10 protein-coding genes are annotated in these 19,017 nt (G+C 41.2%); 5 read left to right on the top strand and 5 right to left on the bottom strand.

Annotation, left to right across the window (positions count from 1 at the left end):
* Positions 1-50 precede the first annotated feature (50 nt).
* Positions 51-1,715, top strand: coding sequence for a DNA repair protein RecN (gene recN / locus ACXAFE_RS05635; protein ID WP_475149768.1), 1,665 nt, complete (start codon positions 51-53; stop codon positions 1,713-1,715).
* A gap of 98 nt (positions 1,716-1,813) precedes the next feature.
* Here recN and ACXAFE_RS05630 read toward each other — a convergent pair whose 3' ends face one another.
* The 4 genes from ACXAFE_RS05630 to ACXAFE_RS05615 form a co-directional block, all read right to left on the bottom strand.
* A complete protein-coding gene (locus tag ACXAFE_RS05630; protein WP_054980965.1) occupies positions 1,814-3,229 on the bottom strand; it encodes an FAD-dependent oxidoreductase in 1,416 nt (471 codons plus the stop codon).
* Between the two features lie 10 nt (positions 3,230-3,239).
* Positions 3,240-7,697 (bottom strand): glutamate synthase large subunit, encoded by a 4,458-nt coding sequence (gene gltB / locus ACXAFE_RS05625; protein WP_475149763.1) that lies wholly within the window; start codon positions 7,695-7,697, stop codon positions 3,240-3,242.
* A gap of 479 nt (positions 7,698-8,176) precedes the next feature.
* Positions 8,177-9,076, bottom strand: coding sequence for a substrate-binding periplasmic protein (locus tag ACXAFE_RS05620; protein WP_475149758.1), 900 nt, complete (start codon positions 9,074-9,076; stop codon positions 8,177-8,179).
* 76 nt (positions 9,077-9,152) lie between these two features.
* Positions 9,153-9,485, bottom strand: a complete 333-nt coding sequence (locus ACXAFE_RS05615) for a Grx4 family monothiol glutaredoxin (RefSeq protein WP_010560386.1) — start codon at positions 9,483-9,485, stop codon at positions 9,153-9,155.
* Between the two features lie 494 nt (positions 9,486-9,979).
* Here ACXAFE_RS05615 and ACXAFE_RS05610 point away from each other — a divergent pair, with 494 nt between their 5' ends.
* From ACXAFE_RS05610 to ACXAFE_RS05595, 4 genes are all read left to right on the top strand, one after another.
* The gene (locus tag ACXAFE_RS05610) at positions 9,980-10,561 is read left to right on the top strand and encodes a Fe-Mn family superoxide dismutase (RefSeq protein ID WP_010560387.1); all 582 of its coding nucleotides are present in this window, start codon (positions 9,980-9,982) and stop codon (positions 10,559-10,561) included.
* A gap of 223 nt (positions 10,562-10,784) precedes the next feature.
* Positions 10,785-12,707 (top strand): PrkA family serine protein kinase, encoded by a 1,923-nt coding sequence (locus ACXAFE_RS05605; protein WP_475149750.1) that lies wholly within the window; start codon positions 10,785-10,787, stop codon positions 12,705-12,707.
* A gap of 38 nt (positions 12,708-12,745) precedes the next feature.
* Positions 12,746-14,026: a YeaH/YhbH family protein gene (locus ACXAFE_RS05600; RefSeq protein WP_475149747.1), complete on the top strand. Its 1,281-nt coding sequence runs from the start codon at positions 12,746-12,748 to the stop codon at positions 14,024-14,026.
* Positions 14,027-14,042: 16 nt separating this feature from the next.
* The gene (locus ACXAFE_RS05595) at positions 14,043-15,551 is read left to right on the top strand and encodes a SpoVR family protein (RefSeq protein ID WP_475149744.1); all 1,509 of its coding nucleotides are present in this window, start codon (positions 14,043-14,045) and stop codon (positions 15,549-15,551) included.
* A gap of 271 nt (positions 15,552-15,822) precedes the next feature.
* Here the strand turns inward: ACXAFE_RS05595 and ACXAFE_RS05590 are convergent, their stop codons facing one another.
* On the bottom strand, positions 15,823-18,969 hold the full coding sequence (locus tag ACXAFE_RS05590) for an HD domain-containing phosphohydrolase (RefSeq protein ID WP_475149741.1): 3,147 nt from the start codon (positions 18,967-18,969) through the stop codon (positions 15,823-15,825).
* Positions 18,970-19,017: the final 48 nt, after the last annotated feature.

Raw genomic sequence — 19,017 nt, 5'->3', positions numbered from 1 at the left:
TTTATTTACTGTATAAATTACCAGTTAATGTACTGTATGGATAATCAGTTATGTTAGCATCATTACAAGTAACAAATTTTGCAATTGTTGAACACCTAGATATTGAATGGCATCAAGGTATGACAACTATCACAGGTGAAACTGGCGCAGGTAAATCAATCGCTATTGATGCCCTATCGCTATGTTTAGGCGAACGTGCCGAAGCCAGCATGGTGCGCGAAGGCGCCGATAAAGCCCAAGTTTCGGCGGTATTTGATATTCAGAACTTACCTGCTGCGCAACACTTTATTAGTGAGCATGAATTAGGTGATAGTAACGAATGCATTATCCGCCGCGTAGTATCAGCAAACGGCCGCAGTAAAGCCTATATAAACGGCGTAATGGTGCCAGCAGGCCAGTTAAAATCGCTCGGCAGCTTGCTTATTTCAATTCACGGCCAACACGCGCACCAACAACTCAATAAAGCCGGTTATCAGTTGTCGGTAGTTGATAGCTTTGCTGGACACATTGAGCTTGTGAACGATGTTAAAACGGCATACAACGCACTGCAATCACTTGAAAAAGAAAAGGCGACGCTAAGTCAGTCACTACAGCAAGCAGCCGCTGAAAAGCAATTGCTCGAGTATCAAGTGGCTGAGTTAGATGAGTTTTCTCTTGAGAGCGGTGAGTTTGAAGAAATTGAACAACAACATAAGCTGCTAAGTAACGCAAATTCGTTGCTTGAAGGCACACAAAAAGAGCTGCAAATTATTTATCAACAAGATAACTATAATGCGTACTCTATGGTGCAATCGAGTGCAAATCAAATAGCTGAGTTAGCAAGTTTAGATAAAAAGTTGGCACCAATCGCCGACTTGTTATTTGAAGCGGGCATCAGTTTAGAGGAAGCTGCACGTGAACTTAGCCATTATCAAGACAGCGTTGAGATGGACCCTGCGCAGTTATCAGAACTCGATGATCGAATCGCACGCGCACTTGATTTGGCGAGAAAACACGATATTTCACCTGAAGCAATCCCAGATTTACACGCTGAGCTAAAGCAAAGTCTTGCCAACATTGAGCAAAGTGACGAACGTCTCGCCGCACTAGAAAGCGAAATTGCCGAGGCTAAAGAACATTATGTGACTGTCGCAACGCGCCTTTCGCAAAGCCGAAAAACCGCTGCAGATGAACTATCAAAGCAAGTTACTGAGTCACTAGTGATGTTATCAATGGAAAACGCCAAGTTTGCCATTGTGGTTGAGCAACAAGAGATAACCAGTAGTAAAGGCCTAGACAGTATAGATTTTCAAGTTGCTGCCAACACAGGCCAACGTTTACAACCACTTGTGAAAGTAGCCTCGGGTGGTGAGCTATCACGTATTAGTCTTGCCATTGAAGTGATTATTGCAGATAAAATGACTACGCCAACCTTAATTTTCGATGAAGTTGATGTGGGCATTTCTGGCCCAACTGCATCGGCCGTTGGTAAGTTATTGCGCCAGTTAGGCAATAGTACACAGGTTATTTGTGTAACCCACTTACCGCAAGTTGCATCAAGTGGCCACAATCAGTTTTTTGTCAGTAAAAGCGATGATGGCACACACACGCATACACATATGTCGGTACTGGATAACTCGGGGCGAATTGATGAAATTGCACGCTTATTAGGCGGCACGAATATTAGTGAAATTACCCGCACTAATGCCTCAGAATTACTGTCGCAATACCATTAAGCACAAAAAACATAAACATTAAAAAGGTGGGCATTTGCCCACCTTTTTAATGTTATAAGCTACCCTAAATGTTTAACCACATTTAGGGCTATACAGTACTAAACTTCGAGATAGTCCATAATGCCTTCTGCTGCGTTGCGGCCCTCATAAATAGCGGTAACCACTAAATCAGAACCCCTTACGGCATCGCCACCAGCAAAGATTTTAGGATTAGATGTTTGGTGTGTATATGCGCCTTGCTCAGGTGCAACAATACGGCCCCATTTATCAAGTTCTACATCAAACTCACTTAACCACGGCATTGCATGAGGCTGAAAACCAAATGCCATGATCACCGCATCGGCTGGCACAACATGCTCAGAACCTGCTACTTCCTCTGCACGACGTCGGCCATTTTCATCGGCCTCGCCAAGCTGCGTTTTAACCATTTTTACGCCAGTTACTTTGCCACTGTCATTAAGTACAACCCCTTTTGGTTGTACATTAAACATAAACTCAACGCCCTCTTCTTTGGCATTTTTTACTTCACGTACTGAGCCTGGCATATTGGCTTCATCACGACGATAAGCACACACAACGCTACTGGCATTTTGACGAATTGAGGTACGCACACAGTCCATTGCCGTATCACCACCACCTAACACAACGACGCGTTTACCTTGCATATTGATGTAAGATTCTGGTGTTTCATCATAACCCATTTGAAAATTGGTATTGGCAATTAAAAATGGCAATGCATCAAACACACCATCAGCATCTTCGTTTTCAAGACCTGCACGCATATTTTGATAAGTGCCCACCGCTAAAAATACCGCGTCGTATTCATCAATAATGGTTTGTAGTGCAATGTCTTTACCGACCTCGGTATTTAACACAAATTCAACGCCCATCCCCGTGAAAATTTCACGGCGGTTTTCCATTACCGATTTTTCTAATTTAAACGATGGGATACCGAAGGTCAGTAAACCACCAATTTCAGGATGACGGTCAAACACCACAGGTTTTACACCATTACGCGCTAGAATATCAGCGCAACCTAAACCTGCAGGCCCCGCACCGATAATAGCCACTTTCTTATCACTCCAAACCACATGCGACATATCTGGCTTCCAGCCCATCGCAAAGGCAGTATCGGAAATATACTTTTCTATATTACCTATAGTTACCGCGCCAAACTCTTCGTTGAGTGTACACGCACCTTCACATAATCGGTCCTGCGGACATACGCGTCCACATACTTCGGGTAAACTATTAGTTCGATGCGACAATTCAGCCGCTTCGATAACTTTACCCGCTTTGATCAGTTTTAACCATTGGGGAATGTAGTTGTGCACTGGACACTTCCATTCACAATATGGATTACCACAGTCAAGGCAACGATCGGCTTGCGAGTCAACTTGTTTCGCAGAAAACGGTTCGTAGATTTCAACAAACTGTTTTTTACGTGACGAAATAGGCTTTTTGCGCGGGTCGACACGCTGCACATCGATAAATTGATATACGTTTTGTGACATGGTACTTCTCCTATTGCGCCTGTATTCTTAATTCAGCACTTGAACGTGCTCTATGACCAAGCAAACCTTTCACATCACTCGATTTAGGCTTAACCAATCTAAATTGCGCAATGTATGACTCAAAATCAGCTAAAATTTGCTCTGCGCGATTTGATTGTGTTGCTTCTAAATGCTCGCCAATTAAGCCACGTAAATGTTCGTGATGAATATTCAAATCTGCAAGCTCTACTAATTCGACCAACTCTGTATTGATGCGTTTATCAAAGTCGCCTTTTTCATCAAGTACGTAAGCAAAACCACCTGTCATACCCGCGCCAAAGTTAATACCGGTGTCGCCAAGCACACACACAATACCGCCCGTCATATATTCACAGCCGTTATCACCGAGTCCCTCGACTACCGCGATGGCACCCGAGTTACGTACAGCAAAGCGCTCACCCGCTCGACCAGCAGCAAATAATTTACCGCCAGTTGCACCATACAAACAGGTGTTACCTGCAATCGTTGCATGATGTGATTTAAACGATGAACCAAGCGGCGGACGTACGGTGATTTTACCGCCAGCCATGCCTTTACCAACATAATCGTTAGCATCACCAGTTACATGCAGTTCAAGACCGCCCGCATTCCAAACTCCCAGTGATTGGCCTGCAGTACCTTGCAATTCGATAATAATCGGGTCGGCCGCTAACCCCTGATTTCCGTGAAGATCAGCAATATAGCCAGATAACAACGCACCAACTGAACGATCGGTATTTTGAATAGGCGATCGCAATTTAATAGACGTTTTGCTCTCAATTGCCTCTTTTGCTTGAGCCAACAAACTTTCATTGAGTTTGCCTTCGTAGTGCGATGTATTTGGCGCACTGCAATATAAAGTTTCACCGCTCTTGTTATTTGGCTTTGCAATAACAGGCGATAAATCGAGCTTGCTTTGCTTTGCTGTTGTGCCTTCAAGCACTTCAAGTAGATCGGTTCGGCCAATTAAATCAACTAATTTAGTTACCCCTAAGCTCGCCATAATTTCGCGTGCTTCTTCTGCAATAAACTTAAAGTAGTTCATCGCCATTTCTGGTAAACCGTGATAATGCTTAGCACGCAGTGTTTCGTCTTGCGTTGCAACACCTGTTGCACAGTTATTTAAATGACAAATTCGCAGGTATTTACAGCCAAGTGCAACCATAGGACCAGTGCCAAAACCAAAGCTTTCTGCACCCAAAATAGCCGCTTTAATAATATCTAAACCTGTTTTTAAACCACCATCGGTTTGCAAGCGAATTCGATGACGTAAACCATTTTCAACCAGTGCCTGTTGCGTTTCTGCAAGGCCTAATTCCCAAGGACAACCTGCATATTTAACAGAGGTTAATGGTGAAGCACCCGTACCACCATCATAACCGGCAATGGTAATAAGGTCGGCATAAGCTTTAGCAACACCAGTAGCAATTGTGCCTACGCCCGGTTCGGATACCAACTTCACTGAAATCATGGCATCTGGGTTTACTTGCTTTAAGTCAAAAATAAGCTGAGCTAAATCTTCGATTGAATAAATATCGTGATGCGGTGGTGGCGAAATTAATGTTACGCCAGGTACTGAATAGCGTAGCTTAGCAATGTATGGTGTCACTTTTTCACCCGGCAATTGCCCGCCTTCACCTGGTTTTGCCCCCTGAGCCACTTTAATCTGAATGACATCTGCATTTTTGAGATAGTGCGGCGTCACGCCAAATCGACCCGATGCAACTTGTTTAATGCGCGAATTCTTTTCGGTTCCGTAGCGAGCGACATCTTCACCGCCTTCACCTGAATTTGAACAGCCACCTAAGCGGTTCATTGCAATCGCTAGCGCTTCATGTGCTTCAGGCGATAACGCGCCAATACTCATTGCCGCTGAGTCAAAGCGCTTATAGAGTTCAGTCGCATCTTCCACTTCACTCACATCAATAGCCGTTTGCCCTGTTTTCAGTTTTAACAGGTCACGAATATTAGTGACTGGACGAGTGTTTACTAAATCTGCATATTTTTGATAATCCTGATAATTACCTGAGCGCACGGCTACTTGCAATGTTTGGATCACATCAGGGTTGTACGCGTGATACTCGCCGTTATGCACATATTTTAATAAACCACCGTGGTCGAGCGGCTTGCGCTTAATCCATGCTTTACGCGATAAATTAATAAGATCTTGGTGGAAGTCGTTAAAGTCTGCACCTTGAATACGTGAAACAACACCTGAGAAACATAAGTCTACAACTTCATCGCTTAACCCTACTGCTTCGAAAAGCATTGAACAACGGTAGCTAGCAACGGTACTAATGCCCATTTTAGACATTATTTTGTAGAGACCTTTATTAATTGCATTCCGATACGCCAAGGTCACATCGCGATACGATTTTTCGATGATGCCGGTGTCTATCATTTGTGTAAGCGTTTCATATGCTAAATATGGGTAGATAGCGGTAGCGCCAAAGCCGAGCAATACTGCAAATTGATGTGGGTCACGACAGCTTGCTGTTTCAATAATAATGTTAGTATCACAGCGTAAGTTCTTACTCACTAAACGACGTTGCACCGCACCCACCGCCATCGCAGCAGGGATCGGTAAGGTGTCAGGTGTTAAACCCTTATCGCTTAATACAATCAATACCGTACCTTGACGCGCTAACTCTTCCGCTTGGTCACATACGTTTTCAATTGCCGATAACAATGAGTCATCTTTATCATAATTAATCGACAATGAGGCAAATGAATAATGCGCCTGATCTGCAGAGAGCAACTGGCTCATATCAGAGTAAGTCAATACTGGCGATGAAAACTGTAAGCGCTTTGCGTGCCCTGTCGTCTCGTTAAATACATTCTGTTCACGACCAATGCAGGTAGCCAGTGACATAACATGATTTTCACGTAATGGATCTATTGGCGGGTTAGTCACCTGGGCAAATTTTTGACGGAAATAGTCATAGACTAAACGTGATTGTGACGACAGCACAGCAAATGGCGTATCATCGCCCATTGAACCTGTTGCTTCTTGGCCTGAGTTACCCATTGGACGAATAACTTGGTCAAGCTCTTCATTACTGTAAGCAAATTGCTTATGGTAAATCGCCAGCATATCATCATCGTATTCACGTTGACCGATAAGGTCTTGCTCGTCAATTTCCTCTAATGGCACTAAACGTTTCACGTTGTCAGTTAACCACTGCTTGTAGGTATGACGCTTTTTCAAATCTTCGTCGATTTCGCACGATTGCCATACTTTGCCATGCAATGTATCAATAACCAGTAATTCACCCGGCCCAACACGGCCTTTTTCTTTAACCTCGTCAGCAGAGTAATCCCAAATACCCACTTCTGACGCTAAAGTAATATGATTATCTTTAGTAATTACATAACGAGCAGGACGTAATCCGTTTCGGTCTAAGTTACACGCGGCAAATCGGCCATCCGACATTACTAACCCTGCAGGACCATCCCAAGGCTCCATGTGCATTGAGTTAAAATCATAAAAGGCACGTAAGTCTTCATCCATTGCACGGTTTTTCTGCCATGCAGGTGGCACTAGCATGCGCATCGCTCGGAAAATATCCATACCACCCGCTAAGAATAGCTCTAGCATATTATCTAGGCTTGAGCTGTCTGAGCCCGATTCATTTACAAATGGTGCCGCGCTTTGTAAGTCAGGAAGTAATGGTGACGAAAACTTATATGCGCGCGCTCTCGCCCACTGGCGGTTACCTTCGATAGTGTTAATTTCACCGTTGTGTGCAAGGTATCTAAATGGTTGTGCCAACGGCCAGCGCGGTTGCGTATTGGTAGAAAAACGTTGGTGGAAAACGCAGATAGCAGATTCCATGCGCATATCGGCTAGATCAAGGTAGAAATTCGGCAAATCTGCCGGCATCATTAAGCCTTTATACACCGATACTAAGCCCGACAGGCTCGCAATATAAAAATGTTCATCATTAATTTGTTTTTCTATGCGACGTCGTGCGATGTACAAACGGCGCTCTAAATCTTTTGGACGCCAGCCTTCTGGCGCTGAAATAAAGACCTGTTGAAAATTAGGTAATTGTTCCAGCGCAATCGGTCCTAGACTTGCTGGATTAACGGGCACATCGCGCCAACCAACCAGTTTTAGCGTTTCTTTTTCTAGTTCTTCACTAATTACCTGTTTGTTGTGCTCTGCGATGACCGGATCAGGACTTAGGAATAACATACCAACAGCGTAGTTTTTACCTAAGTGCCAATCATTTTCTGCAGCAACAGCACGGAAGAAACCGTCTGGTTTTTGCAATAACAACCCACAACCATCGCCGGTTTTACCATCTGCTGCAATACCACCGCGGTGTTGCATTCGATCTAACCCAGTGATCGCTGTGCGAACTAATTTGTGACTCGGCTGGCCTTCAATGTGCGCGATAAGGCCAAAACCGCAATTATCTTTTTCTAATCTCGAGTCATATAACATGTTGGACTCCTCCCTTGCTACAGCTCAAGTGAACAAAACAGTTGTGATTGACGGAAGTATTGGCATGACCGTATCGAAGTTTTATGACAGTTCGATAAGTAATAGCGATTTTGTTAACGCGAAACAAAGGTTGCTAATGTTGGTACGTGCCGAGTGTTCACTTGCGCGATTCTCAAAATTAACCAAGATATTGCTTAGAGTCAACCAAATTGTGAATACATATTCAGGCTGTTGAATATTTTTCACTTATACATAAATTCAACAAATTTGCCGATAAAATCCTCTAAACTGCGGTTATCTTGGTTATAGGATCTTATTGACACCGGTATCATATTAACACCATGTAAATAAAAACAACTCTCAACTGTAGTTTACGTAAACGTAAACTATTCATGATTTTGAATATTTATTCATGGTAATACCAATTAACCGAAAACCCACTTTTTAAACTTGAATTATCTTGTACATCAGGCAGGACGCTAGTTTGCGGGCGAACACTTTCCAGCGTTTTGTTGAATGGTTTTAATCGTTCCGGCTTGCTCAAACTCTGATAGCTTGGCATTAATTTTAACTTGCAGCGATTGCCACATTGCGTTGCGTTTACTTATAGCATAGTAAAAATCATTATATTGAAAGGCGGGTTCAATGAATTTAATTTGATTTTTGTCACCTTGCTCGTCGTGACTTAACAGGTATTCGATCACATTGGGATCAGCAACTATGTAATCTACCCGACTTGCCAATAAGAGTTTTAGGTTTTGTTGATCATCGCGCGCTTGAATTGCATTAAAAAAGCCAAGATCAAGGTGCTTATCAAACTCAGGGGTATTTTGATACCCTCTTACAACACCAATTCGCGCCCCTTGAATTGACTGAAAAGTGCCATCGTACTGTGCTTTATAATTTTCACGGCTCATTAGTCCAATTAAGCCACCCGCGTACGGATTTGATAACGCTAAATTGTTGCGTCTGAAGCTATGTGCTATTACATCACTGGGGGCGGTTACTTCTATAAAGTATTCTGGGAACAAAATATCAGCCTGCCCTAATTCAGCCATGCGTACCGAACGAGCCCAAGGAAAAAACTCGACACTAATACCAAACCCAAGTTCATTAAATAATGCTGCGGTAAGTGTAAATACCCAACCTTTGTCACATAAATTACGATCAATGTATGGCGGCCAATCAAGCGTTACTAAGCTTAATTGCTGTGGTAATTCACGGGCTATTTCAAAACGGTTTGCAGAGGGCTGATTAACGGTGATCGTTTTAGTTTGTTGCTGATGTTGATATGAAAATTCGAATGATTTTGCAACGCTCTCTAAACTAAATAAAAACAGCGTAACAACGAGAGGAATAAAATAAGGTTGAAAAGTCATACTAAGCTTAAAACATCATACTAATGAATTAAGCTTAGCAAAAATACCACAAAATCAATTACTACTTAACGTAATATTATTCTGCTTCTTTATTTTTAGCGGCAACTTCGGTGATTAAAGGTTGTAGTTCACCGCGTTGGAACATTTCTACAATAATGTCACAACCACCAATTAACTCACCTTCAACCCATAATTGTGGGAACGTAGGCCAGTTTGCATAAGCTGGTAACTCTGCACGGATATCAGGGTTTTGAAGAATATCAACGTACGCAAATTGCTCACCACATGCCATTAAAGCTTGTGACGCTTGAGATGAAAAACCACAGCTCGGTAATTTTGGAGAGCCTTTCATATAAAGTAGAATTGAGTTTTCTGCGATCTGTTGCTTAATCTTGTCTAACGTTTCCATTTACTACCTCGACACCTTTTGGCGTAATTTATCTTTGTTTAGCAATTCAACCGAGTGATTTACTCGCCTTATTTGGCACACTAGCGCAGTTTCATTGTCGATTATTACTCTTTTTCAACATTCCAATAGACTTATTAGCATCTATTGGCACGCATTTGACCATGCACATCTCACACACTAAATTATCAATGACATCGGTTAAAACGAGACGATAATCGCGCGTTAGGCCTTAGCTCAAACACCTAGCTGAAAAAATATCAACAAAGTTAAATGCACCCTATCACAATAGGTGAATTTTCTTTAAGTTAATACTATGCTAGACGCGTTGAATAACAGTTAAAATGTAACTAACTGTTTATAATATAACCGCAAATTATTTCTAGCATTGCTGTTTATAAAAACTTGAGTAAAATACTCGGGTATAGTTTAACACTTATATCGGACATCTTCATATAAAATGTTGTCCGCTTTTTTAACGCCAACGGAGAAATAAAATGGCTTTTGAACTACCGTCACTACCATATGCAATCGATGCGCTTGAGCCGCATATCTCAAAAGAAACACTAGAGTTCCACCACGGTAAGCACCACAACACATACGTTGTAAAACTAAATGGTCTAGTAGAAGGCACTGACTTCGAAGGCAAAACTCTTGAAGAAGTAGTATGTAGCTCTGAAGGTGGTGTATTCAACAACGCAGCACAAATCTGGAACCACACATTCTACTGGAACAGCCTTTCACCAAACGGTGGTGGCGAGCCAACAGGTAAAGTTGCCGAGCTAATCAACGCAAAATGGGGTTCTTTCGCTGAATTCCAAGCTGCTTTCAACGATAAAGCTGTTAACAACTTTGGTTCAAGCTGGACATGGTTAGTACAACTAGCTGACGGCAGCCTAGACATCGTTAACACGTCAAATGCAGCTACACCACTAACTGAAGCGGGTGTTACACCAATCATCACTGTTGACCTTTGGGAACACGCTTACTACATCGATTACCGTAACGTGCGTCCTGAATACCTAAACGGTTTTTGGGCACTAGTTAACTGGGAATTTGCAAACGCAAACCTAGCTTAATACCTGTTTTTGTCAGTAAAACGCATGCGTTTTACTGACATTTCCCAGCACTTTTCATAATCCCTTAGTAACTATTGCATAATATTCAACGCTCTGAAATATAGTAAAGTTTTTTCTTTAAATATCTTTTATTTATCTCGCACAATCAAAAATCCCGTCTAACCTTATAAATAGTGGCTAGTTTTATTGCTGTTGCAAAATTTCCGGTATTTAGGAGGTCTATATGACAATTTTTGATCATTTCCAATCTCGTTACGAAGCCGCAAAAGAAGAAGAATTTACTATTGCTGAGTTTCTCGAGATCTGTAAAGAAGATAAATCCGCCTATGCCAGCTCAGCAGAGCGGTTATTAATGGCGATTGGTCAGCCTGAAATGGTGGATACATCACAAGATCCAACACTCAGTCGTATTTTTTCTAACCGTGTTATTCCGCGCTACCCTGCCTTTAAAGAATTTTATGGCATGGAAGATAGCATTGAACAAATCGTTGCCTATTTAAAGCACGCTGCTCAAGGGCTTGAAGAGTGCAAACAGGTACTTTATTTACTTGGTCCTGTGGGTGGCGGTAAGTCATCGCTTGCTGAAAAGCTAAAGTACCTAATGCAAAAAGTACCTATTTATTGCCTAAAAGATTCCCCTGTAAATGATCATCCCCTTTGCTTATTCGACCCAGTAGAAGACGGCAATATCCTCGAAAAAGAATATGGTATTAATAATCGATACATAAAAACAATTATGTCACCGTGGGCAACCAAGCGCCTGCACGAATTCAACGGCGATATTACGAAATTTAAAGTAGTAAAACGTTATCCATCTATTTTAGACCAAATCGCTATCGCGAAAACTGAGCCCGGCGATGAAAATAACCAAGACATCAGTGCGCTTGTAGGTAAAGTGGACATTCGTAAACTAGAACACTTTGCACAAAGCGATGCCGATGCATACGCCTATTCCGGTGCACTTTGTCACGCTAACCAAGGCTTAATGGAATTTGTCGAAATGTTTAAAGCACCGATCAAAGTGCTTCACCCATTATTGACCGCAACCCAAGAGGGTAACTACAACGGTACCGAAGGTCTTTCTGCCCTGCCCTTCAATGGTATGATTTTGGCTCACTCAAATGAATCAGAATGGCAAACGTTTAAAGGCAATAAAAACAACGAAGCGTTTTTAGACCGTGTTTACATTGTGAAAGTGCCTTATTGCCTGCGTGTTTCTGAAGAAATAAAAATTTACGAAAAACTACTACAACACTCAGAACTAAACGAAGCACCATGTGCCCCAGGTACACTAGAGACACTAGCGCAGTTTTCAGTGTTATCACGAATTAAAGAGCCTGAAAATTCAAGTCTTTATTCTAAAATGCGCGTGTACGATGGCGAGAGCTTAAAAGACACCGATCCGAAAGCTAAATCATTCCAAGAATACAAAGATTACGCCGGTGTTGACGAAGGCATGAACGGCCTATCAACGCGTTTTGCCTTTAAGATTTTATCGCGTGTTTTCAACTTTGATCACACTGAAGTGGCGGCCAACCCAGTTCATTTATTCTATGTGCTAGAGCAACAAATTGAGCGCGAGCAATTCCAACAAGAAACCCAAGAGCGCTACCTTGAGTTCTTAAAAGGTTTCTTAATTCCGAAGTATGTAGAGTTTATCGGTAAGGAAATTCAAACCGCTTATTTAGAATCCTATTCTGAATATGGCCAAAACATTTTCGACCGTTATGTAACCTATGCCGATTTCTGGATCCAAGATCAGGAGTTCCGCGACCCAGATACAGGCCAATTATTTGATAGAGCTGCACTCAATGCAGAACTAGAGAAAATTGAAAAGCCAGCGGGAATTTCTAATCCAAAAGATTTCCGTAACGAGATCGTAAACTTTGTTTTAAGAGCACGTGCTAACAACAACGGTAAAAACCCTGTTTGGACGAGCTATGAAAAATTAAGAACGGTCATCGAAAAGAAAATGTTCTCAAATACCGAAGATCTACTGCCTGTTATTTCATTCAATGCCAAAACCAGTGCCGAAGATCAACAAAAGCACGAGGACTTTGTTAACCGCATGGTTGAAAAAGGCTATACAGCTAAACAAGTTCGTTTGCTCAGTGAATGGTATTTACGAGTTCGTAAGTCACAGTAAGTTAGTAGTAATTGTAAAGAAGACCTACGGAGGCGTATATGGCACATTTTATTGACCGACGCTTAAACGGGAAAAACAAAAATACGGTTAACCGTCAACGCTTTATTAAGCGTTACAAACGCCAAATTAAAGAGGCGGTTTCCGATGCGATTGCCAAACGCAGCGTAACTGACGTTGAAACAGGCGAAAGCATTTCGATTCCAAGTCGTGATATGCAAGAGCCTATTTTCCATCAGGGTAAAGGTGGCAAACGCGATATGGTGCATCCAGGCAATGACCAATTTAGTCAAGGGGATAGAATAAAACGCCCCCTTGGCGGACAAGGTCAAGGTGCGGGCGAAGGTGATGCCAGTGACTCTGGAGAAGGCCAAGATGATTTTGTTTTTTCCATTTCAAAAGATGAATACTTAGATTTGCTGTTTGAAGATCTTGCACTGCCAAACTTGAAACAGAACCAACTCAATAAGTTAGTTCAAATGAAAACCCATCGTGCTGGTTACAGTAACGATGGAGTTCCTTCAAATATTGATATTGTTCGTTCATTGCAAGGCTCAGTCGCAAGGCGCATTGCCATGACAGCAGGCAAAAAACGTCAATTAGCTGAACTTGAGCAAAAACTTGCTGAACTTACAAAAAACAAAAAGGAAAACCAAAGCGAAATTGCCCTACTTGAAAAAGAAATAGAGCAACTTAAAAATAAAATTGCCACAGTACCGTTTATTGATACCTTTGATTTACGGTTTAGAAACTATGAGAAGCGCCCTGAGCCAAGTTCTAAAGCTGTAATGTTTTGCTTAATGGATGTGTCAGGTTCGATGGACCAAGCAACCAAAGAAACCGCAAAACGGTTTTATATTTTGCTTTATTTATTTTTAACGCGTACCTACAAAGACATCGAAGTTGTTTACATTCGTCACCATACCCAAGCAAAAGAAGTCGATGAACACGAGTTTTTCTATTCGCAAGAAACGGGTGGCACAATTGTATCAAGCGCATTAAAGCTGATGGACGAAATAATAAAAGAGCGTTATGACTCTGAACAGTGGAATATTTATGCTGCGCAAGCATCTGATGGTGATAACTGGGCTGATGATTCGCCACAATGCAGTGATTGGCTTACAAATAAAATTCTGCCTGTTACGCGCTATTACGCTTATATCGAAATCACCACACGAGCACATCAAAGCCTGTGGCGTGAATATCAAGTGCTCGCCGATACCCATGAAAACTTCGCCATTCAACACATTAAATCGGTGGAAGACATTTACCCTATTTTCAGGGAGCTATTTAAAAAAGATACCACCGCAGATGTAGCTTAATTTTCAAGGACTAGTTATGAGTAAAAAAGTACTAAGCGATGGTCCTGATTGGACATTCGATTTACTCGGAGAATACCAAACCGAGATTGCTAGGGTTGCTGAGTTTTATCGCCTCGATACTTACCCTAATCAGATTGAAGTAATAACTGCAGAACAAATGATGGATGCCTACTCCAGTGTTGGCATGCCAATTGGCTACAGCCACTGGTCTTTTGGTAAAAAATTCATTCAAACAGAGCAAAATTATAAACGTGGTGCAATGGGGCTTGCCTATGAAATTGTAATCAATTCAGATCCGTGCATTGCATACCTGATGGAAGAAAACACCATGCCAATGCAAGCACTTGTTATGGCACATGCCTGCTATGGGCATAACTCATTTTTTAAAGGTAATTACCTATTTAAAACTTGGACCGATGCAAGCTCTATAATTGATTATTTACTGTTTGCTAAAAATTACATCGCCGAATGTGAACAAAAGTACGGCGTTGAAGAAGTCGAAAAACTACTCGACTCGTGCCATGCATTAATGAATTATGGTGTAGACCGCTACAAACGACCTCAACAAATATCCCTTTTTGAAGAGCAAAAAAGGCAAAAAGAACGCGAGGATTACTTACAATCTCAAGTTAATGAATTGTGGAAAACCATTCCCTCACAACAAAACGAAGCTGAAACACAAGCCGCACGCTTTCCGAGTGAGCCACAAGAGAATATTCTTTATTTTATTGAAAAACGAGCACCATTACTCGAAATTTGGCAACGCGAAATAATCCGTATTGTGCGCAAAATTTCGCAATATTTTTACCCACAAAAGCAAACTCAAGTAATGAATGAAGGCTGGGCAACATTTTGGCACTATACCTTGCTTAATCACTTGTACGATGAAGGTAAGTTAAGTGACGCCTTTATGTTAGAAGTGCTGCAATCCCATACCAATGTTGTGTATCAGCCGCCTTATAACTCGCCCTACTATTCTGGCATTAACCCCTATGCGCTCGGTTTTAATATGATGGTGGATATTCGTCGTATATGTGAAAACCCAACAGATGAAGACAAACGTTGGTTTCCTGAAATCGCTGGCAGTAACTGGCTCGATACTCTGCATTTTGCGATGGAAAATTTCAAAGATGAAAGCTTTATCAGTCAGTTTTTATCGCCTAAGTTAATGCGCGACTTTAAGTTTTTCTCTATCTTAGATAACGAGAAAGAAAGCCACTTAGAAGTCAGTGCTATTCACAATGAATCCGGCTACCACGCCATTCGTCAGGCACTCTCTGAACAATATAACCTAAGTAATTTAGAACCCAACATTCAGGTGTTCAATGTTAATGTAAGAGGCGACCGTGCGCTTACACTGCGTTATACGCCACATAACGATATACCGCTTGCGAATACTAAAGACCAAGTGATTAAACACTTATATCGTTTATGGGGGTTTGACGTGATTTTAGAGCAAGAAGATGCAAACGGTGAAATAAAAGAAATAGCCCGTTGTCCGCTCTCGACTGCGGATAGTATGTAAAAAGCGACTGTGTGAACAAGTAACCCATTCTCACAATCTAAGTTAGCAAAATCAACCAAATTAGGTTACACCTCAAGAAATTAAAAAAGGCTTTTAACAAGCCTTTTTATTTGCTTATAACTATTCCATTTCAGTTATTGATATAGATAAACACACCTAAAGCCAAGCGAAAAATTAGATACTGAGCTATTTAATTTTCAACTCTCAACACACTTAATAATGCATTTGCTTCGTTAACATACTCACTCGTTTATAAAATCTATATCATAGGTTATAAGTATTTAGTTAAATCAATCTCATCAATTTGTTCTTTTGGCATGTACTTTTGTGCATATTGCTTATACACGCCAGAGCGTAAAAATAGCTTAAACACTTCAATATCAACATGCTGATCGAGTGACATTTTATGCAAAATATCAATCGCCACACTAAGGGGTTTTGCCTTTTTATACGGTCTATCTGATGCGGTAAGTGCTTCAAATATATCGGCAAGCACCAAAATACGCTCGGGAATTGATAAATCATCCCCTTTCAATTTTCTTGGATACCCCGTTCCTTTGAGTGTTTCATGGTGAGTTGAGGCATAACGTGGCACATTCGATAATTCACATGGGAAAGGCAACGAATCAAGCATTTTTATTGTGCCGATAATGTGCTCGTTAATAATAAAACGATCTTCCGCGGTCAGTGTGCCACGGCCAATTTTAAGGTTATACAACTCGCCTAAATTCGCTTTATACTCAGGCACTTCAATATTGATACCTAAATGAGGCGCATACTCAACCGCCTGCTCACGTTTGATAATGTGACTTTCTTTATCAGCTAATAACTGCTCGGTAATTGGCAATACGTCATCAGGTTGATCATTCTTTAACTCTTCAAGCGGTGATAATCCTTTTTTATCACTGAAATGGCGCAGCCATGTACGTTTTGCGATTTCTTCTAAGCGCGTTATTTTGTGTTCTTCCATAAATTCCCCACCTTGGTTAATTTTGGCAACAAATTCGTACTCTTCATAAAGCGCCTGCTGAGTAGCATTTAGCTCAAGTTGCAATTCGCTTTCGCGCTCTGGCTGTTGCTGCAACTGCTTATAAAAACTAATTTCTGCATCGCGTAATAAGACTTCAAAACGCATTCTTATCTCGTGAATACGGTTATAAATACACTCTAATTTAGTACCTTTATCAACAATGTGCTCTGGCGTAATTATTTTGCCGCAATCATGTAACCATGCCGCTAATTTGAACTCTCGTTTTTTATCATCGGTATCTAGTTTAAACGCTCTAAAATGAGGTTCGTCGCTATCACTCGCATGACCCACAAGCATAAGGCCCAGCTCTGGTACACGGTTGCAGTGACCGGCGGTGTAAGGTGATTTATCATCGATTGCTTGCGCAATTAACTTTACAAAGGAATCAAGCAATTCAGCTTGTTTTGCCTCGTGTTCTTGAATTGACTCGGCCATTTGATTGAGTGAATCAAACACATCATCAATTTCTTTAATAAAGCTATGTTCAACGTCAATTGCGTTATATTTTCGTTGTTTTATTTTTGTATTCTCAGCACTTAAGCGGCGCATTGCAGCAACAATTGGGCTCGCAACAAAATAGGTTAATGGCATTAACAAACACAAAATAATGGTTGTCACTATTATTGATTTAGTGACGTAGCTTAGCCCTTCTGAATACGCGAGCTTTGTTGGGATCAGTAAGGCTAAGTAATTTTGCTCTTCTGTACCAAGCGTTGTAGGTGCGATAAAGAGTAGATAATCGGTATTTTCAATTTCGATAACTTGTAAACGATTGTGGCTAGAATCGTCTTTAGACAAAGTAATTAATTGCTTATAAGGCACAACATTTGAGGCGTCTACGGCCTTAGCGCTTCGATCAAACGTTAGCCACTGCTCAGATAAATAAGCAAGTTCCTGTTGCGTTATATTTTCAAGTGCAAAGTTTAGCAGTTCAATAATTTTGTTGTCTTTTGCCACCATACGAAGGTGTGTATCAAAACTTAATAAGCTCGCATCAATATGTGTATGAAATTGCAGTCCGTCAATAAAAAACATCTTCGCCGTATAAGCTAATATCAACTGACTATCAATTGCAGCATCTACCGTGCCATTTTTAACTGCTAACAGTGCCGTTTGTAAGTCGGCTACTTCAACAATGGTTATCTCTGGGTAACTGTGCTTTATAGCTGCAATCAGCGACCAGCCTTCAGGAATGGCTAATCGTTTATTATTAAGATCAGAAAGAGATGAAATCGTATTGTGTTCAGGTAAGGTTGCGAGTGTCAGTGGCAAATCAAGCAAAGGTTTAGAGTATACGCCCCATTGTTTATTGCTTAATGTTTGATGTACTGGCTGCAACACATCTATTTTGCCGTTTTGATACAAAGAAACTAACTCAGACCATGTGTAACCATTGATAAAGTTAATCTCTAAGTTAAGTTTTTGCCCGAGTAAGGAGATTAATGTTGGCGTATACCCTTTTGGCATACCTGAAATGGAAAAGTCGACCGGCGCCCAATTTATTTCATTGCTAACACTAAGAGAGCCAATTTCTTCTACCAAAGCTTGCTGCTCGCTAGAAAGTGTTAGTGGTGCTACATCAAGCGTTTCGTTATCTTTTCCATTTAAATTACTGAGTAGTAACTCCCCTTGACTATCAAAAATATACGCTTCCATACCCTCTGAGTTGCGATTATGCTCAAAGCTGTCATTAAGCTGCTTCGCGATTGTTTGTAATGTTAAGTCAACGGCCACAACATGGTTGGTGCCTTGAACAATTTTCGAATAGGTTTGGCCTGAGGCCTGTAAATGATGAAATAAATAAGGCGGGGATTTTACAACGCGTTTAGTATTGGCATTAATAAACCAGTGCCTACTGCTCGCATCATAATCACTCTCTTCAACTTTACTGTGTCTTACCTGCAACTTATCGTTAAGGTACTCAGTTTTCCTAACTCTTTGCTCACCATCTGTATAAATATGTATTTTAACAAAACGGTCTTCCATTGCGGCATCGAGCTGTTTTCGGACTTTCTGGTTAGTCTCAAGATTAATCAGCTCATAAAAGTCGCCATTATCAAAACCGTAGTAAATGGCATAAAAATCATTATGATCAGTAAGTAGATCGGTGAGAATTTGGTCTGCTTTGCCAACAAGCGTATGACCTTCAATTAACGATGAATATTTAGCAAGTAATGATGCGGTATTTTTCGCCGTATCATCCATTTTTGATACTGATAACTCAACCTGCTTGGCGACTTGCTCAGCAAACTGCTGACTGGCGCTTACCGTAATTTGTTTAGAAAAGTAGTATTGTAAGCCAATAGCAACGCATGCAGTAATTACAGCGATTAACAAACAAATAAACGCGAGCGTTACGCGAAAGGTAATTCTAGTACTTGAAAACATCGTCCCTGCCTGTTTTTTTTTCTTAGAGTTTAGTTCTATTTTTGAACA

This window comes from Pseudoalteromonas sp. ABV4_021 (genome assembly GCF_056159365.1).
The sequence above is the reverse complement of the archived record's forward strand: the minus strand, read 5'-3'. Positions and strand labels throughout refer to the sequence as shown.